27 protein-coding genes are annotated in these 25,901 nt (G+C 61.0%); 8 read left to right on the forward strand and 19 right to left on the reverse strand.

The features are described from left to right. Nucleotides 1-10: 10 nt before the first annotated feature. Nucleotides 11-322 (reverse strand): YXWGXW repeat-containing protein, encoded by a 312-nt coding sequence (locus BFQ01_RS28640; RefSeq protein WP_065927931.1) that lies wholly within the window; start codon nucleotides 320-322, stop codon nucleotides 11-13. Between the two features lie 222 nt (nucleotides 323-544). Here BFQ01_RS28640 and BFQ01_RS32680 point away from each other — a divergent pair, with 222 nt between their 5' ends. Together BFQ01_RS32680 and BFQ01_RS28645 are read left to right on the forward strand one after the other, a co-directional pair. Then, complete coding sequence (locus BFQ01_RS32680) at nucleotides 545-685, forward strand: hypothetical protein (RefSeq protein ID WP_162844259.1); 141 nt, start codon at nucleotides 545-547, stop codon at nucleotides 683-685. A 116-nt stretch (nucleotides 686-801) separates the two neighbouring features. Then, entirely contained in the window at nucleotides 802-1,746 is a 945-nt protein-coding gene (locus BFQ01_RS28645; RefSeq protein ID WP_065927932.1) for a GGDEF domain-containing protein, read from the forward strand. Nucleotides 1,747-2,011: 265 nt separating this feature from the next. Here the strand turns inward: BFQ01_RS28645 and BFQ01_RS28650 are convergent, their stop codons facing one another. The 3 genes from BFQ01_RS28650 to BFQ01_RS28660 all read right to left on the reverse strand — a co-directional run bounded on the left by BFQ01_RS28650 (nucleotide 2,012) and on the right by BFQ01_RS28660 (nucleotide 3,860). Next, nucleotides 2,012-2,272 (reverse strand): hypothetical protein, encoded by a 261-nt coding sequence (locus BFQ01_RS28650; protein ID WP_065927933.1) that lies wholly within the window; start codon nucleotides 2,270-2,272, stop codon nucleotides 2,012-2,014. Nucleotides 2,273-2,276: 4 nt separating this feature from the next. Next, nucleotides 2,277-2,723, reverse strand: a complete 447-nt coding sequence (locus tag BFQ01_RS28655) for a GNAT family N-acetyltransferase (RefSeq protein WP_065927934.1) — start codon at nucleotides 2,721-2,723, stop codon at nucleotides 2,277-2,279. A 78-nt stretch (nucleotides 2,724-2,801) separates the two neighbouring features. Further along, complete coding sequence (locus BFQ01_RS28660) at nucleotides 2,802-3,860, reverse strand: AbrB family transcriptional regulator (protein ID WP_065927935.1); 1,059 nt, start codon at nucleotides 3,858-3,860, stop codon at nucleotides 2,802-2,804. Between the two features lie 109 nt (nucleotides 3,861-3,969). Here BFQ01_RS28660 and BFQ01_RS28665 point away from each other — a divergent pair, with 109 nt between their 5' ends. Further along, entirely contained in the window at nucleotides 3,970-4,869 is a 900-nt protein-coding gene (locus BFQ01_RS28665) for a LysR family transcriptional regulator (protein WP_065927936.1), read from the forward strand. Between the two features lie 13 nt (nucleotides 4,870-4,882). Here BFQ01_RS28665 and BFQ01_RS28670 read toward each other — a convergent pair whose 3' ends face one another. From BFQ01_RS28670 to BFQ01_RS28680, 3 genes are all read right to left on the reverse strand, one after another. Continuing rightward, the gene (locus BFQ01_RS28670; RefSeq protein WP_026136677.1) at nucleotides 4,883-5,212 is read right to left on the reverse strand and encodes a hypothetical protein; all 330 of its coding nucleotides are present in this window, start codon (nucleotides 5,210-5,212) and stop codon (nucleotides 4,883-4,885) included. A gap of 274 nt (nucleotides 5,213-5,486) precedes the next feature. Next, a complete protein-coding gene (locus BFQ01_RS28675; RefSeq protein ID WP_065927937.1) occupies nucleotides 5,487-7,988 on the reverse strand; it encodes a TonB-dependent siderophore receptor in 2,502 nt (833 codons plus the stop codon). 116 nt (nucleotides 7,989-8,104) lie between these two features. Then, nucleotides 8,105-8,542: a DUF3995 domain-containing protein gene (locus BFQ01_RS28680; RefSeq protein WP_065927938.1), complete on the reverse strand. Its 438-nt coding sequence runs from the start codon at nucleotides 8,540-8,542 to the stop codon at nucleotides 8,105-8,107. Nucleotides 8,543-8,634: 92 nt separating this feature from the next. Between BFQ01_RS28680 and BFQ01_RS28685 the strand changes: the two genes are divergently transcribed. Then, nucleotides 8,635-9,024 (forward strand): DUF2946 domain-containing protein, encoded by a 390-nt coding sequence (locus BFQ01_RS28685; protein ID WP_065927939.1) that lies wholly within the window; start codon nucleotides 8,635-8,637, stop codon nucleotides 9,022-9,024. A 95-nt stretch (nucleotides 9,025-9,119) separates the two neighbouring features. Further along, nucleotides 9,120-11,246 (forward strand): TonB-dependent receptor, encoded by a 2,127-nt coding sequence (locus BFQ01_RS28690; protein WP_065927940.1) that lies wholly within the window; start codon nucleotides 9,120-9,122, stop codon nucleotides 11,244-11,246. A gap of 83 nt (nucleotides 11,247-11,329) precedes the next feature. Here the strand turns inward: BFQ01_RS28690 and BFQ01_RS28695 are convergent, their stop codons facing one another. Then, on the reverse strand, nucleotides 11,330-12,346 hold the full coding sequence (locus BFQ01_RS28695) for an ABC transporter substrate-binding protein (RefSeq protein WP_065927978.1): 1,017 nt from the start codon (nucleotides 12,344-12,346) through the stop codon (nucleotides 11,330-11,332). A 133-nt stretch (nucleotides 12,347-12,479) separates the two neighbouring features. Continuing rightward, complete coding sequence (locus BFQ01_RS28700; RefSeq protein ID WP_051429370.1) at nucleotides 12,480-12,929, reverse strand: hypothetical protein; 450 nt, start codon at nucleotides 12,927-12,929, stop codon at nucleotides 12,480-12,482. Nucleotides 12,930-13,343: 414 nt separating this feature from the next. Between BFQ01_RS28700 and BFQ01_RS31980 the strand changes: the two genes are divergently transcribed. The 3 genes from BFQ01_RS31980 (at nucleotide 13,344) to BFQ01_RS28710 (ending at nucleotide 14,265) form a co-directional block, all read left to right on the forward strand. Then, a complete protein-coding gene (locus tag BFQ01_RS31980; protein ID WP_074846368.1) occupies nucleotides 13,344-13,610 on the forward strand; it encodes a hypothetical protein in 267 nt (88 codons plus the stop codon). Between the two features lie 115 nt (nucleotides 13,611-13,725). Then, nucleotides 13,726-13,956 carry a hypothetical protein gene (locus BFQ01_RS28705; RefSeq protein ID WP_065927941.1) on the forward strand — a complete coding sequence of 77 codons (231 nt, stop codon included), beginning with the start codon at nucleotides 13,726-13,728 and terminating at the stop codon, nucleotides 13,954-13,956. Nucleotides 13,957-14,028: 72 nt separating this feature from the next. Continuing rightward, nucleotides 14,029-14,265, forward strand: coding sequence for a DUF2789 domain-containing protein (locus BFQ01_RS28710; protein WP_065927942.1), 237 nt, complete (start codon nucleotides 14,029-14,031; stop codon nucleotides 14,263-14,265). Nucleotides 14,266-14,346: 81 nt separating this feature from the next. On the opposite strand, the gene BFQ01_RS28715 is transcribed toward BFQ01_RS28710, so the two are convergent. The 10 genes from BFQ01_RS28715 to BFQ01_RS28755 form a co-directional block, all read right to left on the reverse strand. Beyond that, nucleotides 14,347-16,023, reverse strand: coding sequence for a methyl-accepting chemotaxis protein (locus tag BFQ01_RS28715; protein ID WP_370671281.1), 1,677 nt, complete (start codon nucleotides 16,021-16,023; stop codon nucleotides 14,347-14,349). Between the two features lie 96 nt (nucleotides 16,024-16,119). After that, a complete protein-coding gene (locus BFQ01_RS28720) occupies nucleotides 16,120-16,524 on the reverse strand; it encodes a TraR/DksA family transcriptional regulator (protein WP_003191666.1) in 405 nt (134 codons plus the stop codon). Nucleotides 16,525-16,849: 325 nt separating this feature from the next. Next, nucleotides 16,850-17,872: an ABC transporter permease gene (locus tag BFQ01_RS28725; RefSeq protein ID WP_024076018.1), complete on the reverse strand. Its 1,023-nt coding sequence runs from the start codon at nucleotides 17,870-17,872 to the stop codon at nucleotides 16,850-16,852. Nucleotides 17,873-17,930: 58 nt separating this feature from the next. Next, nucleotides 17,931-19,484 carry a sugar ABC transporter ATP-binding protein gene (locus tag BFQ01_RS28730; protein ID WP_065927944.1) on the reverse strand — a complete coding sequence of 518 codons (1,554 nt, stop codon included), beginning with the start codon at nucleotides 19,482-19,484 and terminating at the stop codon, nucleotides 17,931-17,933. A gap of 65 nt (nucleotides 19,485-19,549) precedes the next feature. Next, complete coding sequence (locus BFQ01_RS28735) at nucleotides 19,550-20,485, reverse strand: sugar ABC transporter substrate-binding protein (RefSeq protein WP_065927945.1); 936 nt, start codon at nucleotides 20,483-20,485, stop codon at nucleotides 19,550-19,552. A gap of 48 nt (nucleotides 20,486-20,533) precedes the next feature. Then, nucleotides 20,534-20,710, reverse strand: a complete 177-nt coding sequence (locus BFQ01_RS32685) for a hypothetical protein (protein WP_162844258.1) — start codon at nucleotides 20,708-20,710, stop codon at nucleotides 20,534-20,536. 127 nt (nucleotides 20,711-20,837) lie between these two features. Next, entirely contained in the window at nucleotides 20,838-21,866 is a 1,029-nt protein-coding gene (locus BFQ01_RS28740; protein ID WP_065927946.1) for a Gfo/Idh/MocA family protein, read from the reverse strand. Nucleotides 21,867-22,105: 239 nt separating this feature from the next. Continuing rightward, nucleotides 22,106-23,116, reverse strand: a complete 1,011-nt coding sequence (locus tag BFQ01_RS28745) for a Gfo/Idh/MocA family protein (RefSeq protein WP_065927947.1) — start codon at nucleotides 23,114-23,116, stop codon at nucleotides 22,106-22,108. 19 nt (nucleotides 23,117-23,135) lie between these two features. Beyond that, on the reverse strand, nucleotides 23,136-25,067 hold the full coding sequence (gene iolD / locus BFQ01_RS28750) for a 3D-(3,5/4)-trihydroxycyclohexane-1,2-dione acylhydrolase (decyclizing) (RefSeq protein WP_065927948.1): 1,932 nt from the start codon (nucleotides 25,065-25,067) through the stop codon (nucleotides 23,136-23,138). Nucleotides 25,068-25,077: 10 nt separating this feature from the next. Continuing rightward, nucleotides 25,078-25,893, reverse strand: a complete 816-nt coding sequence (locus BFQ01_RS28755; RefSeq protein ID WP_065927949.1) for a TIM barrel protein — start codon at nucleotides 25,891-25,893, stop codon at nucleotides 25,078-25,080. Nucleotides 25,894-25,901 lie beyond the last annotated feature (8 nt).

The following is a 25,901-nucleotide window of genomic DNA, read 5'->3' on the forward strand; positions in this document are numbered from 1 at the left end:
GGGTCAGGGTTCAGCGGATCCAATGCCCTTCGCGCCAGTACCAGTTGGGGCCATGGGCTTCCCAATGACCAGGCTCCCAGCGCGCATGACGCATCACTGGCTGCCAGTGGCCCGGTACCCAGCCATAACCGCGCCCTTCCCAACGCCAGTGGCCACGGTCCCAGGCATAGCCGGGGCGCTCGGCCGGGATCATTTCCACACGTTGCGGCGGCGGTGCCTGCTGGATAATGATCTCGGTCTGGGCAAACGTCGGGGTGCTGACAAACGCGGCGAGGGCCAGCGGAACAAGCACGGTTAAACGCAATGTGGCCAGGGCTCTCATGGCAACTCCTCCATGCAACCCGCGAAAGTGCAGGTTGCTGATGGGTTGAACGGCGCGTGCACAAAAATCCGTCGCGGGCTGCGCAGATTTTTTCAGCAGGGTGCGAGACCAGTATTGCTCAGGGGTTGGCGGGGCTTGATGAAATGTCTGAAAGGATTGCGACGGATTTTCGCCGGTCGCCGCGTTGAAGGATTAACCCCGGCCAAACCAAGAGGAAACACCATGTACCGTCGACTTACCCTGCTGGTTGCCGCTGCGCTGATCGTCAGTCTCAGCGGCTGCGTGATCGTGCCGGAACACCGTCATTGCTGCTGGCGTTACTACGGCGCAGTGGACGCGCCCAGCCATGCTGTCATCGGCTAGCTGGCCGCCGCCATGCCCGTCACACGACCTCTCGTCTGCTGCCTCGGCAAGCGCTTGACTCCCACCGTCGATCACACGACGCTCTGGGCACTTAGCCATCATTCGAGCCGTCCACCATGAGCATTGCCCCTCCGAGCCAGCCCGACAGCGACGTATACCGCACGCTGCTGGAGTCGACCAAGGCCATCCCCTGGCGTATCGACTGGCAGACCATGACCTTCAGCTATATCGGCCCGCAGATCGAAGCGCTGCTGGGCTGGACCCCGCAAAGCTGGGTCAGCGTCGATGACTGGGTCTCGCGCATGCACCCGGACGACCGCGAATACGTGGTGAATTTCTGCGTGTCGCAATCCCGTGCAGGGGTGGACCATGAGGCGGATTACCGGGCGCTGACGGTGAACGGCGACTACGTGTGGATTCGCGACGTGGTGCATGTGGTGCGCAAGGACGGCGAAGTCGAGGCGCTGATTGGTTTTATGTTCGACATCAGTGAACGCAAGAAGACCGAAGAACATCTGGTGCGCCTGCAAAAGCAACTCGAGGAATATTCCTATCAGGACGGCCTCACCGGCATCGCCAACCGGCGCATGTTCGACACCGTGCTGGAGCGCGAATGGGCCAGCGCCCTGCGCAGCCAGTTGCCACTGTCGTTGATCATCCTGGATATCGATTTCTTCAAGCAGTACAACGACCACTACGGCCATATCAAGGGTGACGAATGCCTGCGCGAGGTCGCGCGTACCCTGTCACTCGCCGCCAACCGGCCCCGGGACTTCATTGCACGTATCGGCGGTGAAGAGTTTGTGTGGTTGCTGCCGGAAACCGATGCAGCCTCGGCCAAACAGGTGGCACAGCGCTGCCTGCACCTGATCTGCCAGCAACAGATCGAACATGGCTTTTCAGCGGTATCCAACCTGTTGACCCTGAGCCTCGGCGTGGGTACGCGCATCGTCAAACCCGACAGCCCGATGCTGGGTTTTGTCGAAGATGTCGACAAGTTGCTCTACCAGGCCAAACGCAACGGGCGAATGCGCGCAGAGTTTGCAGACGGGGAAGTTTGATGCCGGGTCAAATCGCAGGCAAAAAAAATCCCAAGTAGCTGATGGAAACTTGGGATTTAAAAATGCATAAACCGTGGGAGGTGAACGCCCGGCTATAGTAACGAGTGTAAAAAGCTGTAACAAGAAAATTTTATATCCTTTCGTCGGATTAGAAGCGGTGTAAGTCCTTCAATAACCACATATTTTTTAAGGTAACGAAGTATATAAGTGCCACTTTTTGGTGCAACTACCGCCGTTATTCCCACTTATAAAAAATGGTTATAAGTTACGGCGGCGTGACACTCTTCGATCCGCCCTCGCTCAATTGCTTGCAGGTATCGCGAAGTTCGAGGCCACCGGATGTGGCCACACTGGCGACCCGCTCAACCTGTCGGCAAAGTGCCAAACGCTCGGCCGCTTCTTCGCGCTGGCGATCCGCCTTGGCGTTGAGTTGCACGAAATAGCCCCCCAGCACTACCGCAACGCACAGCACGCCGACCGCGAGGGAGCGCAAGCTGGTGGACGATGGGCGGGCTGCCGGGCTCATCGGCTTACCCTGCCCTGCTCTTCTGGTAGCGAACGTCGTCACCCTCCACCCGCTCCACCACCGACCAGCCCAAGTGCCGGTAGAAACCGTTGGCGCGGATTTCGTCGCGGCCGTCGGTGATCAGGAACAGCCTGTCATGGTGTTCAAACAGCGCCGCTTCGGCGACCGCCATCAGTTGACGGCCCAACCCGAGGTTCTCGTGACTCGGCAACACGAACATCGCAAATACCTCACCTTCAGCCAGGTCGACCATGGCGAAAGCGACTGGCTGGCCATCCACTTCGGCAATCCATACGCAGGGCGCTTCACGCATGCTATCGGCCAGCAGCTGCGGCGTGATGCCCAGTTCAGCCATCTGCTCAATACTCAAATGGTTTTGGACCACCGACGTGCGGATCTCGAACAGCGTATCGACATCGTCCTGCGTCGCCGCGCGAATTAGCGTTTGCATACCGGCCCCCCCTTAGTGAAGGACGCAATTGTATGCAAATTGAAACACAGTGAATGTCGTGGATTTGTAAGCGACGGCCTACCAGAACCCTGAGCCTGCACTCGCCGGCGTACGCACCTGCGGGGTACGGTCCAGCAGCCTCAATAGCGGCAGGCACGCCGCCTGGATCAGCAACATCCGGATCACCTGCATCGCGGTCACCAGCGTCACCGCCAGGCCCAGGGCCTCGGCGGTCAGGCTCATTTCCGGCGCGCTGCCGGGCATCATGCCCAAGGCCAGCGACAGCCACGGCATGCCCAGCCAGGCGCCAAGTCCCCACGCGGCGAGGGCCGTGGCAATTACCGAACCCGCCAACAACAGCAACACCTTCGACAGAAAACCCGGCGCCCGCAGGAAAAAACCACGGTCAACCGCAACGCCGAGCGCGCAGCCGATCAACAGCTGGCCGGTGCCACTGAGCCAGCCTGGCATGCTCATCGACAGGTTGTTGCAGCCCACTCCCACCGCGCAGATCAGGAACGGCCCGAACGTCCATGGGTTGGGCAGTTTGCAGCGCTGGAAGCCCAGGGCTGCCAGCCCGCTCATCGCCAGGATGAACACCAGCCAGGGCCAGATCACCGGCAACGGCACACGAACAGCCACGTGCGGCATTCCAAAGGTGGCGACGGCGGGCACCGCCAGCAGGATCAGCAGTAACCGAATGCTATGGGCCGCCGCGATAAACGATGTGTCCGCCTGACGTTGGCGCCCCAGGTGCACCATCTCAGTGGAATTGGCCGGCATCAACGCGAAGAACGCCGTACCGAATGAAACGCCCCAGCGGTGCAGGATCAGTACCGAACACACGGCCAGCACCAGCGTCAGCATCACTGCCGTTACGATCAGGCCAAGATGGGTCACCACTTGCTGCATCACCGGCAGGGTGAAATGACAGCCGATGGCCACCGCCACGATCAGTTGCCCGATCTTGCGCCCGTGGGGCACTTCCGGCACCCGCGCGCCGGAGCATCGGCTCAGCATCACGGCGACCAGCGAGCCAATCACCCAGGGCAACGGCCACCCCGCCCAACTGGCAACGCTGCCGCCCAAGGCGCCGATGATGAGGGTCAGGAGCCAATACTGGCGAAGGTTGCGCATTGTGATGAACCCGGCATGGAGAAGAATGCCGACAGGTTATAGACTTGACATCATCACAGAAAATATCCATTTGTTAAGCAAATCATCAACTTTTGTTATGCGAGCCCTTATGAACCTGAAAGCCCTGGAGTACTGCGTCGAAATCGCCCGCCAAGGCAGCTTCACCAAGGCCGCGCAGGCGCTGCATGTGGCGCAACCGGCATTGAGCATGGCAGTCAGTCGGTTGGAAGAGGAACTGGGTGTCGCCCTGTTCAACCGTGCTACGCGGCAAATCAGCGTGACTGCCGAAGGCCAATTGTTCCTGGCGCGCGCCGAAGCCTGCCTGGAAGGTTTGGCTGGTGCCCGCCGCGAGCTGCAGGACCTGACTCAACTGCACAGCGGCGAGATCCGCATCGGTGTGCCGCCTATGTATGGCATCCGCCATATTCCCGAACTGTTGATGCAATTTCGCGCGCGTTATCCCGGCATTGCCATGCATGTGGTGGAAGGCAGTGCCGATGACATCAGCGAACGCCTGGCCACACGGCAGATTGATGTGGCGCTGCTGGAGTCGCGACGGGTTGACCCGGACTGGGAGTCGGTGCTGCTCGGCAGTGATGAGATGGTGTTGTGCATGCACGAAAGGCATCCGTTGGCAGGGGCACCTTCGATCACGGCGGCGCAATTGCAGGACGAGCCCATGCTGGTCTTCGACAACACCTTCCTGCAACGCCACCTGCTGGATGCCTTTTGCAGCGATGCCCGCGTGCGTTTCAATATTGCCCTGGAAAGTAATTTCGTTCCGCTGGTGATTGCCGCCACCCGCAGCGGCATGGGGGTTTCCACCCTGCTGCGGTCAGTTCAAGAGCAGGAGGTCGGGCTCACGGGTGTGTCTTTCGAGCCTGCACAATTCATGCACTTCAACCTGTGCTGGCGCGCCAGTGAGTATTTGTCCCAGGCCAATCGGCGGTTTATTGAAACGGCAAAGGTGTATTTCCAGGAGGATGCCAGCTCGCCGCTGACACGCTAAGCGGGCTGGCCACTCATTTGCGTGCCACTTTGTAGCGCACACAATCCTGATAGAAACTCTGGCGAATCGCTTCGGGCTTGAGCCGTGAACGACTGTCATACGTCTGTTCGGTGATGCCCATGGCCATCATGCGCATCCAGGACTTATTGAACTTGATGGTCTGGATCTTCTGCCGCGCGGCGTACAACGACACCCCCGACAGCTTGAGTTCCTGGGCCCTGGCAGCCGTGCCGGCGCCCCAACTGCACATGTACTTGTCACCCTCGCGTAGCTCCCGTGCCTGCACGGCAGCCGCGCCGCCGGCCAGGGAGCAGGCGATCAGCATGATTCCAACAGTGCGCATTTGCTTCCTCACCTAACCACCTGAAAATAAAAGCGATTCTGGCGAGGATTTTGTTACAAAGGGGCCACTAAATTGCCTTATCGGTGAAACCGAATGACAACTGATGGCCCTGTGATGAGCCCGCTTGTTGTGGCGAGCGAGCTTGCTCGCGCTGGGGCGCGAAGCGGCCCCCCACCAATACACCTATGGGTATCAGGTAGAACGCGGTGCCTGGTTTTGGGGCTGCTTCGCAGCCCAGCGCGAGCAAGCTCGCTCACTACACAGGCCCAGGTACTTACCACTGGTAGGTGGCACTCGCCTGCACCGTACGCTGCGAGCCATACCAGCACCATGAGTACGAGTAGCACGACGCGACGTACTCTTTGTTCGCCAGGTTGGTAGCGTTCAGCGCCAGCCGCAGGTTGTCCTTGAGGTTGACGATGTTCTGGATGTCGTAGTGCACCGCCGCATCGAACAAGGTGTAGCCCGGTACTTTCAGCGTGTTAGCCGTGTCGCCCCAAGATGAGCCGACATAACGCGCACCGGCACCGGCCCCGAAGCCCTTGAGGTTGCCATCGTGGAAGGTGTAGTCCGCCCACGCCGACGCGGTGTGACGCGGCACCGCATAAGTGGTGGTGCCTTCGGCATTGATGGCTGGGCCTACGCCGATGTCGCTGATGGGCGCATAGCGCACGGTGTTGTTGGACTTGCTGATGCGGTTATCCAGGTAGGCATAGGCCGCCGTGATGTCCAGGTTGTCGTTGAGGCTGGCCTTGCCTTCGAGCTCAAAACCACGGGATTGCACTTCGCCGTCCTGGCTCTGGCAGCGACCGCTGCCGCACAAGTGGGTGGGGTCCGGGTCGGTGGTGAGGACGTTGGTCTGGCGCAGGTCGAAGATCGCAGCGGTGATAAAGCTGTTGCTGCCCGGCGGCTGGTACTTGATGCCGATTTCATACTGCTTGCCTTCGGTCGGCTTGAACACCGAACCGCCGTAACCGGTGCCCGACTGCGGGTTGAACGACTCCGCATAGCTGGCATACGGCGCCAGGCCGTTATCGAAGAGATAGACCAGGCCAATACGCCCGGTAAAGGCCTTGCTGTCCAGGGAGGACTGGCTCTTGGCCCCGGTGCGCAGGGTCTTGGTGGTGCTGTCGGTGCTGGCCCAGTCATAACGACCGCCCAGCAACAGCACCCATTTGTCCCACTTCATCTGCTCTTGCAGGTAGACCCCGGTCTGTTCGCTGCGCGACGTACCGTCGGTGGTGTACGCCGGTACCGGCACGGCCGCGCCATAGACCGGGTTGAAAATATCCAGGGTCGGCCCGGCGGTATACGTCCCTGAGCCCAACAGGGTGTCGGTGCTGGTGTTCTGGTAGTCGAGCCCCATCAGCAGGGTGTGTTGCAGTGGGCCCGTGTCGAATTTGGCCTGCACCTGGTTATCGAGGGTGTAGGCATCCATGTCGACGTCACTGGCAATGGTGGAACGTCGGATGGTGCGGTAATCCGCCAGCAGGTAGTTGCTGTAGAGGCTGCGATAGCGTCCTTCGCTGCGCAGGTAACGCGCGTTCTGGCGCACCGTCCACACATCGTTGACGTGATGCTCGAAGGCCCAGCCGATGGAGTAGTACTCGCGATCGCTTTTCTCGAAGTTCTTTTCGCCGTCGTAGAAGTCCACGTCGATGCTGCGCCCGGTCGGGCTGTGCAATACCGAGCCCCAGGCCGGCACCGAACCGTAGGACGCGCCCTTGGGGTCCTTCTGGAAATGCCCGAGCAAGGTCAGCGAGGTGTCTTCGTCCGGCCGCCAGGTGAACGCGCTGGACAACGACTGACGACGGGTTTCGGTGTGATCGACCTGGCCATCGGCATCGTCGAACAGCCCCGCGACGCGGTAGGAATACACGCCTTGATCGTCAATCGGCCCGCTCAAATCGAAGGTGGTGCGCTTTTTGTTAAAGGTGCCGTATTCGACGCCCACTTCATGGAACGGCGTATCCAGCGGGCGCTTGCTGACCATATTGATCACCCCGCTCGGCGTGCCCTGCCCGTACAGCACCGACGCCGGGCCGCGCAGCACTTCGACGCGCTCCAGGTCGAAGGCATCCTTTTGCGGCAAGGCATCACGGCTCGACGGCATGCGCAGGCCGTCCAGGTAAGTGGCCGGGGCAAACCCACGGATGGTCAATTGGTCGAGACGCGACGCCGTGGCGCCGCGGGTTTCCGGGATGACCGCGGCGCTGTAGCGCAGGATCTGGTTGAGGCTCTCGGCGTTCTGTGCGCGCATCTGGTCTTTGGTGACGATGGAGATCGACTGCGGGGTCTCGATCAGCGCGGTATCGGTCTTGGTGCCCGACAAACTGCGCGTAGCCACATAACCGGACACCGGCCCGGTAGGGCTTTCGGCCTGGTAGGCGCCGCTGATGGTGGTGGCCTGCAGCTGCATGGCGCCGCCGTTATCCGGGATGGCTTCCAGGCGGTAGCGGTCGGCCGAGAGCTTCAGCGCCTGCAGGCCGCTGCCGGCGAGCAACTGGGTCAGCGCCTCGTCGGTGGCATACTGCCCGCTCAAGCCATTGCTGCGTTTGCCGCGTGTCAGGCTCGCATCAAACGCCAATACCAGGCCCGCCTGCTCGGCCAGGATATTGAGCGCCTGGCTCAAGTCACCGGCCGGAATCTGGAAGCCGCGTACAGCGCTGCGGCTTTCTTCGGCGAAGGCGGATTGGACGTTCAGCAACGGCACGGCGGCGAAAGCCAACGCCACTGACAAGGCCAGTGGGTGCAAGGGGCGAGCAAGGCGCGACATGGGAAATCCTGGGTAATAGAGGTTCTATTAACCATGACGGCCAGGTCGGCAAATCGGGCAAGAATGAGAGCAGTTTTTATTTGGGCGGCGTAGATCGGTGTGTTGTGTCTCCCTCATTAACCCCACGCCACCACCAACAATCCCACCCCCAACGCCAGGCACAACGGCGAATAGAACCACGTATCCCACCGCGCAAACCGTGACCCGCCGACCTTCTTGAAAAAACCCACCAACTCCGAATCCCCAATCGCCCTGGCAAACATCAGCAGGGCGATCGCGCTGATTCCCCATTGCAGCGCCGCATGGGAGACCGCCGAAAAGTACAGCCCGGCCCGCAGGCACACCAGCAGCGCAATGCCGACCAAGCCCATCGCCACCAGAAAGGTACCCAGCGCCGAGGGCTTGAATGCAGGGCGAGGCCCGCTGGCGAATTCGCCGGGCAGTTGGGGGATGGCGGCGAGGCTGCCGAGTTTGCCGCCGGCAGCCCAGTACAAGTGCACCATGCTGATGCAGGTAAAAACGCCGACGATCCATCGTGCGATGACAAAGCTCATGGCGGGTTCTCCCTGAAAGGTGCGAAACAGGATAGTCGCCCTGGGATTTTTTGCAGGCATTTCGTCGGCGGCTGATGGTAAAGTGCCGCCCCATGAAAATCGCCCGTGCCGACCGCTCGCTCATTGCCTGGATGCTCTATTGCTGCGTCCTGTTCAATGTATTCGCCTGCAGTATCGGTCACGGGCAGATGGTGGGGATGCAGCTCAATGGCATCGGCGGGCAGTTCTGTACCGTCGACCCGCGTACCCAGGCGCCCAAGCCGTCCAACTCCACCGATGAGAACCTGCCGACGCTGTCCAAGGCGTTTGGTTGCCCGCTGTGCTCCACCGGCGGCATGGGCCCGGCGCTCAGTTCCAACCTGAATGTGGCGGTGGTGCCACAACCCCATGCACCGCCGCCGGCCGTCGTGCTGGCCGCTGATATCCCTGCCCGCTTCACCTGGCCCACGGCTAACCCGCGCGCGCCCCCCGCCTTCGCCTGATCCCTTTGCTTTCCAATCTGCACTGACCACCGGTTCCACACGGAATGACGGACGGTCGTGCGTTGTTTTCAAGCCAAGTTTTTCAGGATTCAACCATGAAACATCTACCCCTGTTGGCGGGCCTGTTCGGCTGCCTGCCTGCCTGCGCCTGGGCCATCGAACTGGCTCCGACCACCATTGATGGCGAATCAACTGCCGAACCCGGCCTCACCCTGGATCAATCCAGCGGCGTGGCGTCGCGTCTGGGACTGAGCGTGCGGGAAACCCCAGCGTCGGTTGCCATTGCCAACCGCAGTGACATCGAGCGCCATGGTGCCAAGACGTTCCGCGATGCCGCCAACACCCTGCCCGGCGTCAACGCCAGTGCGCCGCCGGGTTTTGGCGGGTTTGTCTCTTACCGTGGGTTTACCAGCAGCCAGATCACCCAGATGTTCAACGGTATCAATGTCGCCACCGGCCTGGCCCGCCCCGTGGATGCCTGGATCTATGACCGCGTGGAACTGGTGGGCGGCCCCTCCTCCCTGATCAACGGCGCCGGCTCCGTAGGCGGCTCGCTCAACTATGTGACGAAGCTGGCCACCCGTGAGGAGCAGGCCGCCGAAGGTCAGCTCACCTATGGCAGCTACGACACCACCGGCATGGCATTCGGCGTCAATCACGCGCTGACCGAGCCCGGCGCCGAGGTGCAGCATTACGCGCGCCTGGATGTGAGCCGCAACACCAACCACAGCTACATCGACCGCGACCAGCGTGAGGCCTGGAGCCTGGCGTTTTCCCTGCTCAGCGACCTCACTCCCGACCTGTCCCATACCCTGGCCCTGGAATACCAGGATGAACAGGAAGACAGCCCTTACTGGGGCACGCCGGTGCTCAACCCCAAGGCCGGCGAGCTGAAGATCGACAAACACAACCGTTTCAATAACTACAACGTCGCCGACGGCCGTTACGAGCAGCGCACGATCTGGGCGCGCTCGATCATCGACTACCGGGTCAACGACAGCACGACGCTGAAAAATACGCTCTACCACCTCGATAGCCAGCGTGATTACCGCAACCTCGAAACCTACCAATACAACGCCGACAACAGTGCGGTAAACCGCTCGACCGCCTACCAGGTGCGTCACCAGGGCGAACAGCACGGCAACCAGTTCGAGCTGCGCCATGACGACCGCCTCTTCGGCCTGTCGACCACCTGGTCCGGTGGTTTTGAGTACAAGGTCAACAGCACAACCAACACGCCGCTGAATGTGCCGGGTAACAGCACGGTGGACCCGAACGGCTTCGCCCCCGGGTACTTCTACGACATCCCGCGTACCCGGGAGAACTTTGGCAAGGACAAGACCAATGAGGTCACCACCAAGGCGTTGTTCGTGGAGAACCGCCTGGGCCTTACCGATAAACTCTCGCTGCTGAGCGGCCTGCGTTACGACGCCATCGACCTGGATGTGACCAACCACCGCGAGGTCACGGCCACCAACCCACGGCACTTCAAGCGCCGTTGGGAACCGGTGACCGGTCGCGTCGGCCTGACTTACCAGTTCATCCCATCGGCCAATGTCTACGTGCAATACAGCACCGCCGCCGAGCAACCGAGTACGACCACCCAGGTGTTCGATGTGTCGACCGGCAAACAATGGGAGGTGGGCAGCAAGTTCGACTACCTGGACGGCCGTGGCTCGGCCACCGTTGCTGTCTATAAGATCGAACGCAAGGACTTTGCCGTAACCGACCCGCAGGACCCGACCACGAGCATCCCGGTCGGCGCGCAGTCATCGAAGGGCATCGAGCTGGCCAGTTCATTGCGCATCACGCCCAGGCTGCTGGCGGAAGGCAACATCGCCTGGGTGGATGCCGAATACGATGAGTTCAACGAGAAAATCGCCAGTGGCGCGGTGGTCTCGCGCAAGGGCAATACACCGACCAACGTGCCCAGGCGCATCGGCAACCTGTGGTTGACCTATGACTTTACCGAGGACTGGCAAGGCGGTGTGGATGCACGCTATGTCGCCGAGGTGTATGCGGACAATGCCAACACCCAGACGGTGCCGGCCTACACGCTGTTCGGGACGTTCCTGCGCTACCAGGTGGATTCACACACCTCGGTGACCGGCCGGGTGCGCAACCTGACCAATGAGGTGTATGCCGAGTTTGCCCATGTGTCGCCAGCGTATTACCTGGGAGCGCCACGGACATTCGAGCTGGCGGTGCAAACCAAATTCTGAAGCGACAGTGCAAACAACATGTGGGAGGGGTGTAGCCCCCTCCCACATTATTTTTGATCTCCGCTCGGCAATAAGCGCCGTGTTTACTTCAAGCTGGCTTCGACCTTCTGCGCCACATCCTCGGTCAACCACGCCTTCCACACCTCAGGATGCTCCTTGAGGAACGCCTGGGCCACCTCCCGGGGCGCGGTGTGGTTCTCGCTCATGGTCGCCAGGGCTTTATTCAGCGGCTCGATCGGAAACTCGACCTTCTGGAAAAACCCGGCAATCTGCGGATGTTCCTTCTGGAACGGCGTGGACACGCCAATACTCAGCTTGGACGCCAGCGACCGCGTAGGCTTCGGATCGGGGTTATCCGCATCCGTCAGGGTCTTCCAGGCCTCGGCATCGAACGGTGGCTCCTCCAGCTGGATCAGCTTGTAGCGCCCCATCAACGGCGTCGGTGACCAGTAGTAGAACAACACCGGTTTGCCGCGACGGATGGACGAGGCAATTTCGGCATCCAGTGCAGCTCCCGAACCGCTGCGGAAGTTCACGTAGCTGTCATCCAGGCCATAGGCCTTGAGCTTCTGTTTATTGACCACTTCCGAGGTCCAGCCGATGGGGCTGTTGAGGAAGCGCCCCTTGCCGGGAGACTCCGGGTCCTTGAACACGTCCTTGTAGCGCGCAAGGTCCTTCACGCTCTTGAGGTCCGGCGCCAGGGGCTTGATACCTTTGGCCGGGTCGCCCTTGACCACATACTCCGGCACCCACCACCCCTCGGTGGCCCCCTTGACCGTATCGCCCAGGCCCACCACCTTGCCTTCGGCCTCGGCCTTGACCCACACCGGGCTGCGGCCGGCCCACTCTTCACCGATGACCTGGATGTCGTTCTTGGCCAGGGCGGTTTCCAGGGTGATGGTGGTACCGGGCAAGGTGTCGGTGGGCAAGTCGTAGCCCTTCTCGACGATGACCCGCAGTATTTCGGTGATCAGGCTGCCGCTTTCCCAGTTCAGGTCGGCAAAGTGCACCGGCGCTGGCGCGGCCGAAACTGGCAGTGAAGCCACCGATAGACCCAGGGTCGTCAGCGATGCAGCCAACAGCGTTCTCAATCCTTTCATGCCCATGCACCTCGCGATGTCGCAGCAAACAACGAACGGCTTTGCTGTCTATGCGCGAAGCCTCTGAATAGTTAAGTCAACTCAACTGTAGTAGAGGTTCCGGGAGATAGGAGATGTTCGCAGTATTTACCGATTATTCACTGGCCTTGAACGTCACCAGCTCACCCTTGCGCCATTTGGCGGCCTTGCCGGTCACGGCCTTGAGGGTCTTGGTCAGGCCTTCCTGCAGTTGTTCATGGGCCGCAAACACCAGCATCACACTGTGGCCTTCCTTGAAGACGATGCCCTGGCCCTCGGGCGAGGACACAAAGGCATAGTCGCCCAAGCCATACACCGTCAACTTGATGTCGCGGAACTTGAGTTCGAACTTTCCACCTTCGCGACTGGGCAATACCGCAGCACGGAAATGGTCGCCCACCTTGAGCTCCAGACGGGGTTTGTCATCCACAACCATTGCCGCTTCGGTATCGATTTCGGCGATGTAGATGCCTTCCGGCGTCTGCTCAGTGATGTAAACAAAACGGGATTGAAACTGCTTGACCAACTTTGCGCGCAAATCGCCCAGCACGAACAACGCGTGCATATCCAGATTACTGACTGCCAAGGAAACGCCCCCACATCGAAAAGAGCACTGTCCGCCGGAGCGGGCAGCACAAAGAAACGGCCATCTCGGCACGATCACACAACACATTCATGGAAAACTGAAGAAGACCCCGTTGCTGCGCCCAAAGCCCCGGACAGGCATGCACGATGGGCCTTGCGCAGGGACATCAGGCATCGCAGGAGATCACAGGTTCAATAACCAGAGAATACCGGTCGACCCGCTTCAGAGAATAACACTATTAAAAACGCAGTTTCCGACAGCTCATACAAACAAAAACACCTCGGCGTGGAACCAGACGCCGACTGCCGACGACAATACTAAAACAGCAACACGGGTCAAAACCACCTGTAACGCCGCTGGTGGGTCAACAAGATCGATCGACAGGAGCTGACCATGCAACGACGTCAATACGACGCTATGTCTTCCCGCACTCGTTCATCATGTCAGGACGAACAGCAATACTACTGCTTACGCAGTCCCAACGGGTACCCCGATTCCGTTCTTTACCAAGTTGTACCCGCCGGAAGAAACTTCTTCCATATCCGCGAAGTCACCAGTGGCAGGATCAAAGGCTTTCGCAGCGACCACATCGAGGCCTGTGAACTGGCCAAGCGGCTGGAGGCCTCACTGCACGGCGGAATCGTTTCGTCACCCGGATGACTTTACTGCGCCGCCGCCCTTCAACAACTGCCATACTGGCCTGTCCATTGGAATTTGCTCCCTCACGGGCCAGGTTTCATCAGTGCTGTTGGTTACCTCGAAGGGAAGGCGATACGTGACGGAATTTGATATTGGCGAATTTTTCATCCATGGCGACGCAAGGGAAGTAGACGGTGAGTTTCAAGCAGTGATCGTGATGCGCGCCAAGCCGCCGTTGACCACCGTCACCACGCACCAGGTCGAAAAAGACCGTTGGTTCAAGACCCTCGACACTGCCGCCAGCGCCGGAAAAGAATCCGCCCAGGCACTCAAGGCTGCAGTGGATTCAGGGGCACTGACCTCCTGACAATCCGATCGAACTCTACCGCGCCACAAGCCTCCCATGCATAACGATCCCGAAACCCGCACGGAGACTGACATGGACGCGCCAATACCGACACTCGAAACCTTATTTGAACAACTGGGCCTGGACTCAACCCCCGAAGCTATCGACGCCTTTATTGTCGCGCACCCGTTGAGTGACGACGTCAAGTTGATCGACGCGCCGTTCTGGACGCCGCAACAGGCACAGTTCCTCAAGGAAGAACTGCGTGAAGACGCCGATTGGGCCATGGCGGTGGATGAGCTGAACCAGCGCCTGCATCAATCGCAGTAACCCACTCAATGCCGGCTGCCTGAGCGCAATAGCGCTTGCCAGGCAGCTGGTATTTCCCCGCCTCACAGACAACAACAATCCCTAGCGCGCAGCCTTCGCCCCCTCCGGCTTATACCCCAGGCGCAAGCCACCCCAATGCCGCCCCCGGACCATGATCGGCACCGACAAGTCGTGCATCAACTCACCGGTATCGCGGGTGTAGGTCTGCAATAACACCGCTTGCTGGTGGCTGCCGCAGCGGATGCCGGTGCGGTCTTCGAACTTGCGCTTGGTGCGGTTCTGCACCGCGTCGACCTGGGCATCGCCGGTCAGCGCCTGGGAAAATGCCTTGTTGTGCGTCGGCACATAGCCCTGGGGCGTGCAGGCAATGGCAAACACCAAGCCTTCATGGCGTGGCAGCAGTGCTTCCTGGATGGCCGGCAGCACCTGGTCGGTGTAGCCATCGAACCGGCTGTGGTACTTGCTCGGGCTGGTGTTGGGGATCAAGGTGTAGCTGCGGTCGAACAAGTCATCCAGGCTGATGCGGTTCTGCTGTACATCGGCTTCGAATTGCGCGGCAATCCGGCTCGCGCCTTCGCGCGCCAGGTCGTAGATGCGTTGGTGATAGTCATCCAGCCCGACTTCCGCCAGGCGCTCACTGATCGTTTCGGCCTGCCCTTCCATCTGCACAGCGGCATCGGCCAACTGGCGGGTCTGCTGGTCGCTCACGATAAGATCGCTGCGCATTTGCTCCACGGCATGGAACAGGCTGTCGAGTTGGGCGCGGTTGGTGTCGGTGCCCTGGGCGATTTCATTGACCTGGCCTTCCACACCCGCCGCCAGGCCGGCAATGTTCTCCAGGTGCTCGCCGGCGTGCTCCACCTGCTCGACACCGGTGTGCAAGTCTGCCGAGAGCTGGCGAATCTGCTCAACCACCTGGGCAGTGCGTTGCTGGATATCCGCCACCATCACCCCGACTTCATCGGTGGCCGTGGCCGTGCGGCCCGCCAGCCCACGCACTTCATCCGCCACCACGGCGAACCCGCGACCGTGCTCACCGGCCCGCGCCGCCTCAATCGCGGCGTTGAGCGCCAACAGGTTGGTCTGGCTGGCGATGGACTGAATCACCAGGGTCACCCGCTGGATTTCTTCACTGCGTTGGCTCAGGGCTTCAATCAACTCCCGACTGGCATTGGCGCGCTGGCTGAGCTGGTGCATACGAATGATCGACTGGGCCAGCACTTCACGGCCTTCAGTGCTGCGCTGATGGGCCTGGCTGGCCGCCTGAAGGGCCTCGCGACTGAGTTGAGAGGTGACCTTTTCAGTGCTGATCATCACTTCGGCACTGCTGACGATCTGCTTGGCCGCGCCCAATTGCGATTGCACTCGAGCCGCCAGTTGCTTGACTGAATAGGCGACGCCGGCAGCGGACAGTGCGTTGTGGCTGGTGGTATAGGACAGATCGCGGGTCAGCTCGCCAATGGCATCGGCAGTGACGGGCGGTGCCGTGCGGGAGGTGCGGTTCATAAGGCCTGGCAGCCAGATCACCAGCAAGGCAATGGGCAGGCAGAGGTATATCGGCAGGCTGGCAAACGCCAGGCCCAGCAGTACCAGGGCGGCGCTCTGCAGGAGCGGCATCAACCAGCCGGGCAACCCGCGCACCACCGGTTGCGGTGGCACTGCTGCGCCCATCAGAGATCCGTCTCCAGCCATCGTCGTTACCCCACTGTTTGTCATTTTTGTCCCTGCATTAAACGCCACTATCCAGCCATTATCCATGGGCCTTTAGTGGGGTAGCCTGCAGCAGATCAATAGACGGGGCGTAACGGGTCTTTCTCCGGGGAACCGCCCAGGCGATTCCCCAGCTTCAGCGCATCAGGCTTGGCGCTGGTGCTTGTCGATCTGCTCGTGGCGCTCTTGCGCTTCGATGCAGTACTTGGTGGTCGGGCTGATCAGCAGGCGCTTGAGGCCGATAGGCTCGCCGCTGTCATCGCACCAGCCGAAGGAATCTTCCTTGATGCGTTCCAGTGCACGCTCAAGCTGCGGCAGCATGCGCTGGTCGCGGTCGATGGCATTGACCAGCCAGGTGCGCTCTTCTTCAACGGAAGCGGCGTCGGCAGGGTCGGCCGGGGTGTCCAGGCTTTCAATGGCGATGCGGTTCTGTTCAATGCGCTCGTGGTGTTCCACCTTCATGTCCTGCAGCAACTTCTCGAAAAAAGCGTGCTGTTCGGCATTCATGTAGTCATCCGCCGGCATGGCCAGCAACTTTTCCTTTGTCATTGATTTCTCTATAAAAAATACGTGCATTAAGGCGAATAAGGGAGCGTTCCGGTCGACCTCTGCAGGTCTCGGAAAGGCGCCATCCATTCCAAGCGCCACCCGGCACTCAATTTACGAGGGGCGGCAGTCTAAGGCCGACTTGAGGGCACAGCAACTGAAATGACAGGCATTTTTACCGATATAACCCCCAAAGGCACCAGGACGGGCTTGGCGAATGGTCATCGGAGTGCGTTTATAGCAGGAAAGTTCGTAGAGCAGCTATAAGCCGCAGGCTGCAAGCGACAAGCTGTAGAGCTCATCGGACTTGCAGCTTGCAGCTTGAAGCTCAGCGCTTGAGCTTGCGCTTGTTGCGGTACTGGTCGATCACCACCGCCACCACGATGATCAGGCCCTTGATGATGTCCTGGATATACGCATCCACCCCGACAAAGGTAAACCCGCTGGCCATCACTCCGAGGATCAGCGCGCCGATCACGGTGCCGGTGATACGCCCTACCCCGCCAGCCAGGCTGGTGCCGCCGATTACCGCGGCGGCAATCGCATCCAGCTCATAGGACATGCCCATGCCGGCCTGGCCGGTGGCGGCGCGTGCCGAAGCCACCACGCCGGCCAGACCGGCGAGCAACCCGGCAATGCTGTAGACGATGATCAAGTGGCGCTTGACGTTGATCCCCGACGTCCGCGCCGCCTGCATATTGCCGCCGATGGCGTAGGTGTACTTGCCGTACTTGGTGTAGCGCAGGGCGATATGGAAGATCACCGCCACCACCAGGAAAATGATCACCGGCATCGCGCCATGACCGATGGCCGTGTAGGAGTCCGAGAGCATGCTCACCGGCTGGCCTTCGGTGTAGTAACGCGCCAGGCCACGGGCCGAGACCATCATGCCCAGGGTCGCGATAAACGGCGGAATACCCGTGACGGCGATGATGCTGCCGTTGATCGCCCCCGCCAGCAGCCCCACACCCAACCCCATCGCCACCGGAATCCACACCGGCAAGTCCGTCAGCGAAGGGAACACCGCCCGGGAAAAGTCGGAAGTTTGCGCCAAACTGGCGGCAATCATCGCCGACAGCGCCAGCACCGACCCCGAAGACAGGTCGATACCCGTGGTGATGATCACCTGGGTCACCCCGATCGCCAGCAAGCCGATGATGGACACTTGCAGGATCATCAGCACCAGGCGCTGGGAGTTCATCAGGAAGCTCTGGTCCCGCACGATCCAGCCAAACAGCTCAAACACCAGGCCGATGCCGATCAGCACCAGGAAGATGCTCAGCTCGGTGGGCAAGCGCCGACGGTGCTTGACCGGGGCCGTGGCAGGCTTGTTGTCTGTTATTGCGTTCATAGCCAATCACCTTCTTATTCTATGGCGCGGGCCAACCGCAGGCCCGCGCGGCTGTTCGTCAGTGGACTGCGGTCATACCGGAAGCCAGCTGCATGACTTTTTCCTGGGTCGCATCCGCACGGTCCAGGGTGCCCATCAGTTCGCCTTCGTGCATCACCATCACCCGGTCGCTCATGCCCAGCACTTCAGGCAGCTCGGAGGAAATCATGATCACCGCCATGCCTTCGCTGGCGAGGAAGGAGATCAAGCGATAGATCTCGGCCTTGGCGCCTACGTCGATGCCCCGGGTCGGTTCATCGAGGATCAGCAAGCGTGGGTTGGTCATCAACCAGCGCGCCAGCAGGGCTTTCTGCTGGTTGCCGCCGGACAAGGTGTCGATGCACTGCTCCAGGGATGGCGTCTTCACCCGCAGTTTCTTGCACATGTCCTCGCACAGGGCGCGCAGGGCTTTCTGCTGGATAAAACCGTTGCCCGAATAGTGCGGCAGCACGGCCATTTCCATGTTTTCCAGCACCGACAGGCAGGGGAACAGGCCACTGAGCTTGCGGTCCTCGGTCAACAGCGCAAAGCCTTTTTCGATGGCCATGTGCGGGTCACTGATGCGCACCGCCTCGCCATCCAGGGTGATCTGCCCACCGCTGCTGGGGGTGATGCCGAAAATGGTTTCCGCCACATTGGTGCGCCCCGAGCCCATCAGCCCGGCGATGCCGAGGATCTCACCGGCATGCAGGTCGAACGACACGCCCTGGAACACCCCGTCCAGGCGCAGGTCGCGCACCGACAGCAGCAGTTCGCCGATGGGCGTCTCGCGCACCGGGAACAACTGGCTCAGTTCGCGACCCACCATCATCGAGATCAGGCTGTCGCTGTTCATGCTGTCGGCGCGTTGCAGGCCGATGTACTGGCCGTCGCGGAACACCGCCACTTCATCGGCAATGGCGAACACTTCGTTCATTTTGTGCGTGATGTAGACAATGCCTTTGCCCTGGGCCTTGAGGTCGGCAATGATCGAAAACAGGTGGGCCACTTCCTTCTCGGTAATGGCCGATGTCGGTTCATCCATGATCAGGATGTCGGAGTCGTAGGACACAGCCTTGGCAATTTCGACCATCTGCCGCTCGGCGATGCTCAGGTTACCCACGTGTTCCTCGGGGTCCAGGTTGATGCGCAGGCGCGCCAGCAACTCGGCGGTGCAGCGGTGCATTTCGCGGTGGTTGACCATGTGCAGGCTGTTGAGCTGCTCGCGGCCGATCCAGATATTCTCGGCGATGCTCATGTGCGGCATCAGGTTGAGCTCCTGGTGGATCATCGCAATCCCGGCCTTCTGCGCCGCCAGCGGCGTGTCAAACACGATGGGCTTGCCGCGCAGGCGGATTTCACCGGCGTCGGGCTGGTAGATGCCGGCGATGATTTTCATCAAGGTCGACTTGCCCGCACCGTTCTCGCCCATCAGCGCCAGCACCGTACCGGGGCGTACACGCAGTTGTACGTCGGCCAGGGCCACGACGCCGGGAAAGCCTTTGCTGATGTTGACGATTTCCAACAGGTAGGGTTCGTCCAGCGGCAACGGCTGGATACCGGGAGGCTGCGAGACAGCGGCTTGAGCGAGCATAAGACGGTACTCCATCAGCAGGGCGGGCACGACCGCCCTGCCGGTTCATTGTTGTTATGTCAGGGCTACTTGAAGGTGGCGACGTTTTCCGGGGTGATCAGCTGGAACGGGATGATCACGTTCTGCTCGACCGGTTCCTTCTTGGCCATCTTGCGCGCCGCTTCCACCGAGCCCACTGCCTGGCCCTTGGCGTCCTGGAACGCGGAGGCGGCCATGTCACCCTTGGTGATCGCATTCAAGCCATCCGGCGTACCGTCGACCCCCGCGATCAGCACACTGCCCTTTTCCTTGCCGGCCGATTTCAGCGCCATGGACGCGCCGATGGCCATCTCATCGTTGTTGGCCAGTACCGCATTGAACTCGCGGCCCTGGGTCAGCCAATCGTTGACCAGGGTCATGCCCTTGTCCCGCAGCCAGATACCGGTCTGTTCCTGTTCGATCTTGATGTCCGGGTACTTGGCCAACACTTCCTTCACACCCTTGGTGCGGTTGGTGGTGGAGTTGTTCGCCAGGTCGCCCAGCAGGATCACGATCTTGCCCTTGCCGCCGAGCTTCTCAGCGATGTATTGCATTTGCAGCTTGCCGGCCTCGACGTCATCGGAGGTCACGGCCACCACGTCCTTGGGCAAGTCCTTCTGGTCGGGACGGCGGTTGACGAACACCAACGGGATGCCGGCCTTGGTCGCGGCATTGATGATGTTCTTGGTAGAGGCTGTGTCGACCGGGTTGACGATAATGGCGTCAACTTTCTGGCTGATGAAGTTCTCCACCTGGCTCAGTTGCTTGACCACATCGGCGCGGGCATCTTCGAACTGCAGCTGCACGCCGTCACCCTTGGGATAGGACTTGGCCTGCTTGTCCATGTCTTCGCGCAGGTAAGTGAGGAAGGTGTCATCGAAGGCGGACATGCTCACGCCGACCTTGATGTCGGCGGCACTGGCAACACCGCTGGCCAGCAGCATGGATAAAGCCAGCGCGGTAAAACGGATCGGGGTCTTCATGAACGGTCTGTCTCCACTTTCTTGTTGGTTTTTTGGACGTTGCGTTTATCAGAGCTCGGCAGGCACGCGTACGACCGGTGCGCCTGGAATGCAGCAGACCAGCGCGCCCTGGTTTTCGACGCACAGCACATTAAGGAAGGAGAAGTAGAACGGCCGGGCGCGGGGCAGGCCGCGGGGCGTGTGGGCAGGGCGTAAAACTCGCAGTACAGCGTTGAAGATTTTCATCTGACGGTACCTGGTTGTTTTTGATCTTGTTTTTGTTGAGTCGTGCGAATCGAGTCCGAACGTACTTTATGCAACCTGGAAAAGACTTTATTGGAAAATAATTTCCATATCAACCTGTTTTAGAATTTTATTCTATTTTTGTTGAAACCACCTGCTGGCGCTCGGCGCTGAGGCGTGCGGCGTCCAATATACGCGTGGTTTCCAGCGCGTCATAAGCGTCCACGGGCAACGGGCCCTGCCCGTTTACCGCCGCTTGCAACTGGCGATAGAACTGGGTCCAGCAGCCCTTCTCCGACGGCACTCGCTCACGTTCCGGCCCCTGTTCGAACCAGCCCCAGCGGCGATGTTCTTCTGCGCCCCAGTGTTCGCCTTCGGTTTTCGGTGACTTGCCGGCCATCAGCGCTTCTTCCTGGCCGTCCAGTCCGTCCACGGTGTAGCAACCCAAGGTGCCACTGACGCGAAAACGCGGAGCCTGGCTGTTCTGCAGGGCGTTGCCCCACAAATGGGAAACCACCCCGTTGGCGTGGGTCAGGGAGACGAAGAAGCCGTGGTCGACAGTGGGGTATTCAGGGGTGAACTGTAACTGCGCAAAGACCCGCTCCACCGGACCGAACAGTTGCAGCGCCTGGTCCACCAGGTGGCTGCCCAGGTCGCGCAACCAGCCGCCGCCGCTGGCATTGCCCACGGCCTGCGGGCTGTAGCGCTCGACGCGGGATTCAAAGCGGATGATCTCGCCCAGGGCACCGGCGTCGATCAATTTGCGCAGGGTCAGGTAGTCCGAGTCCCAGCGCCGGTTCTGGTAGACGCTGAGCAACACCTCATGGCGCTCGGCGGCCGTGATCAGCGCCTGGGCCTGTTCAGCGTTGGCGGCAAAGGGTTTGTCGCTGACCACCGCCACGCCGTGCTCGATGGCTTCCAGCACCAGCGCCGGACGGCCCTTGAGGGTGGTGGAAATCACCAGGGCATCGACGCCGGCTTCGACGATCTGGCCGATGCTGTCAAAGGCCTTCACACCTGGAAGATCGGTACTTAATTGCTGGCGGCGCTCGGGTGAGCGCGTCACCACGCCGACAAACGTCGCCCCCGGCAAAGTTGCAATCAGCGGCGCATGAAAAAAGCGCCCTCCGTGGCCGTAGCCGACTAGTCCGATTCTCATGATCAACTCCTGAATTGAATTGGAAACCAATCAACTGTGGGAGGGGGCTTGCCCTAATGCCAGTCAGTTAAGCGTACATCGCCTCCTGTAGGAGCGAGCTTGCTCGCGAAAAACGTCAACGATAACGAGTGCCTCCTGAATGAACGCGGCGCCTGTGAGTTTTTCGCGAGCAAGCTCGCTCCTACAAAAAGCCTTAACTGAGTGGCATTAGGGCTTGTCCCTCCCACATTGACCGAGTGTTAGTCGTAGAAGTGTGGGCGATCCGGCAGGCGGACCTTCACAATCTGCTCACTGCCCTGGGCCTCGATACACGCATCCGCCGCCACCGCCGCCGCAAAGCCATCCCACGCCGACGGCCCACCGACCTGACCAGCACGCACGCTATCGATGAAGGCCTGCAACTCCACGTCATAGGCCCCGATAAAACGGTCCTTCCAATCCATCAGGATCGCATTCGACAGCTTGGCATCGCTGCGCAGCTGTACCTGGGACGGCTCCGGCAATTTGGCGATGCCGGTCTCCCCCACCACTTCGCACTGGATGTCGTAGCCGTACTGGCAGTTCACAAACACTTCCACGTCGATACGAGTGCCCTTGGCGGTTTCCAGCAGCACGATCTGCGGGTCGCGCAGATGGGCCAGGGCCTTGCTGGTCTTGCGCGGGAACACCACCTGCACCGACACGTAGTCGTCGTTGAGCAGCCAGCGCAGGACATCCAGCTCGTGGATCAGGGTGTCGGTGATCGCCATGTCGGTCTTGTAGTTCTCGCCCACCGTCGGGTTACGGTGCGCGCAGTGCAGCATCAACGGCTCGCCGATCTGGCCGCTGTCGATCACCGCCTTGAGGGCGCGATAACCTTCGTCATAGGGGCGCATAAAGCCCACTTGCACCAGGCGCTTGCCGTAGGCCACTTCGGCGTCGACGATCTTGCGGCAGCCTTCGGCCGTCACCGCCAGGGGCTTCTCGCAGAACACCGGTTTGCCGGCGGCGATGGCGGCGAGCACGAACTCCTCGTGGCTCGGGCCCCAGGACGTGACCAGGATCGCCTCGACCTGCGGCGAGTTGATCAGCCCATGGCCGTCCGCGTACACCTCGGCGTCCAGCTTCAACTCCGCGACCACCTTGGCGGCCTGCTCAAGGTTGATGTCGGTCACCGCCACCACCTGGCTGTTGAGCAGGGTCTGGCTGCACCGACGAATATGATCGCGGCCAATGGCGCCGGTACCGATTACACCAAGCTTCAAAGACATACAAACGCTCCTCTAGTTATTAGTACTGCCGGGCCTTGGCCAGGTGTTCATTGAGTTTTTTCGCCGCCGCGTTGGTGCGCTCGCTGGTGGACACCTGCGCCACCCCCACCCGCCACCACGACAGGTAGCCGTGGACCATGGTCTTGGGCAGGACCTTAATGTCGATCAGGGTCGAGACGCTTTGCGTGCGCGCATCGGCCAGGGCCGCCTCCAGCTGCTCCACCGTGCTGACCTTGTAGGTCTTGCAGCCATAGGCCGCCGCACTCATGGCGAAGTCCACCGGCACCAGGCCGCCGTCGAGCTTGCCGCTCTCGGGGTTGCGGTAGCGGAACTCGGTGCCGAAGCTGTCCATGCCGTTGCCGATCTGCAGGTTGTTGATGCAACCGAAGGCCATGTTGTCGAGCAGCACCACGTTGATCTTGCGGCGTTCCTGGATCGAGGTGGCCAGCTCCGAGTGCAGCATCATGTAGGAGCCATCGCCGACCAGCGCATAGACCTCCTTGGAGGGCTCGGCGAGCTTCACGCCGAGGGCGGCGTTGATCTCATAGCCCATGCACGAATAACCGTACTCGACGTGGTAGGTGTTGACGCCCTTGCTGCGCCAGGCGCGCTGCAGGTCGCCGGGCAGGCTGCCGGCCGCGGCGACGATGATCGCGTCGTCGGCCAGGGTCTGGTTGAGGACGCCGAGCACCCGGCTCTGGGTCAGGCATGAGCCGGTCAGTTCGATAAATTCACGCAGCACGGCGCGGTCGAGGTGGTCGTCGACTTCCGGCACAAAATCATCGCCGTGGTACTCGACCTGATGCACACGGTCCACTTCGGCGTCCAGTTGCGCCTTGGCGTCGGCGATCTGCTCGCCCCAGCCGGAACGGTAATCACCGAGGGCATCGGCCAGCGCTTCGAGGGCGACCTTCGCGTCGGCCAGCACCTGCACGCCGTCGAGTTTCAAGGCGTCGCAGGGGCTGATATTGAGGTTGAGAAACTTCACCTCGGCATGCTTGAACAGCGATTTCGACGAGGTGGTGAAGTCGGTGTAACGGGTGCCGATGCCGATGATCAGGTCGGCCTCGGGCGCCAGCAGGTTGGCGGCCAGGCAGCCGGTTTCACCGATACCGCCCACATTCAGCGGATGGCTCGAGACCACCGCGCTCTTGCCCGCCTGGGTTTCGGCGAAAGGAATATCAAAGCGCTCGGCAAAGGCTTGCAAGGCAGCATTCGCTCCGGAGTACTTCACGCCGCCACCGCAGATGATCAGCGGTTTGCGCTTGCCCCGGAAGGCGGCCAACCCATCGCCGATCATCGCGGCGGTGGCCGGGCGGCGGTCGATACGGTGCACCCGTTTTTGCAGGAAGTAGTCGGGGTAATCCCAGGCTTCGGCCTGCACGTCCTGGGGCAGCGCCAGGGTCACCGCGCCGGTTTCGGCGGGATCGGTGAGCACGCGCATGGCATGAATCGCCGCCGTCATCAGTTGCTCGGGGCGGTTGATGCGGTCCCAGTATTTGCTCACGGAACGGAAGGCATCGTTGGTGCTGATGCTGAGGTCGTGGAACTGCTCGATCTGTTGCAGCACCGGGTCGGGCTGGCGGCTGGCGTAGACATCGCCGGGCAGCAACAGCAACGGGATACGGTTGGCAGTGGCGGTCGCCGCAGCGGTGAGCATATTCGCCGCTCCTGGGCCGACAGAGGCGGTGCAGGCGTAGATCTTGCGGCGCAAGTGCTGCTTGGCAAAACCGATGGCGGCATGGGCCATGCCCTGCTCGTTACGGCCCTGATGCACCACCAGGTCGCCGCTGTCCTGTTCCAGGGCCTGACCCAGGCCCAGCACGTTGCCGTGGCCGAAAATAGTGAACACGCCGGCGACGAACTTGCTCTGCACGCCATCGACTTCGATGTACTGGTTATCCAAAAACTTCACCAGGGCCTGGGCCATGGTCAGTCGGGTGGTGGTCATGTCGCGCCCCTTATCGTTTCTGCAGGTGGGCGATGCTTGCCCCCAAGGCCTGCTGGATATCCGCCAGCTCGTGCACGCTTGTCGCAAACGGTTCGAACGACAGGTAGCCGCTGTAACCGCTGCTGAGCAAGGTGTCGATCTGCGCGGTATTGCCGAGGATATCGCCCTCGCCCACCAGCACGCGGTGGCCGTCGCGGATCGAATTGAGCGGCGCCTCGGCATCTTCCACGCCGGAGATATGCACCAGCCCGGTCAGTTCCGGGAAGAACTCATGCTCGCTGGCCAGGTGGTGGTGGAAGGTGTCGTGCACCAGGCGGAATACATCCAGGCCGCCGATGGACTGGATCGCATCCACCGCCACGCGCTTGCGGCGCATGGCACATTCTTCAAAGCCCAGGGGCTCGATAAACCCGAGAATCCCGTACTCGCGCAGGATCGGCGCCAGTTGGCTCAACGCGGTGCGCAAACCGGCGGCGCGCTGGGCTTCGTTGCGGGTGTCGCCGGGTTCATTGAACGGGCACATCACCAAGCCTTGCGCACCACATTCGCGGGCATAGGTGGCGAGCGCTATCGCCTGGGCGCGGCGCTCGTCATTCCACACATCAAAGGGGTACAGCGCGTTGATCGACAGCACCGTGATGCCCTGGGCCGCGCACAATTCGCGCACGCGGCCGGCCGGGGTGCCGTATTCGATCTGGCGATCCTTGAGGTCGTTGCGAATCTCGATGGCATCGCATTTCAAGGCCACGGCCAGCTGGATGAAATCCGGCAGGGACAGGTTGGGCGCGACCATACGGTTGAGGGCAAAGCGTAGAGGCGACTTCATTGTTATTG

The sequence above is a fragment of the Pseudomonas sp. 8 R 14 genome (assembly GCF_900005955.1).
Taxonomy (GTDB): Bacteria; Pseudomonadota; Gammaproteobacteria; order Pseudomonadales; family Pseudomonadaceae; genus Aquipseudomonas; species Aquipseudomonas marginalis.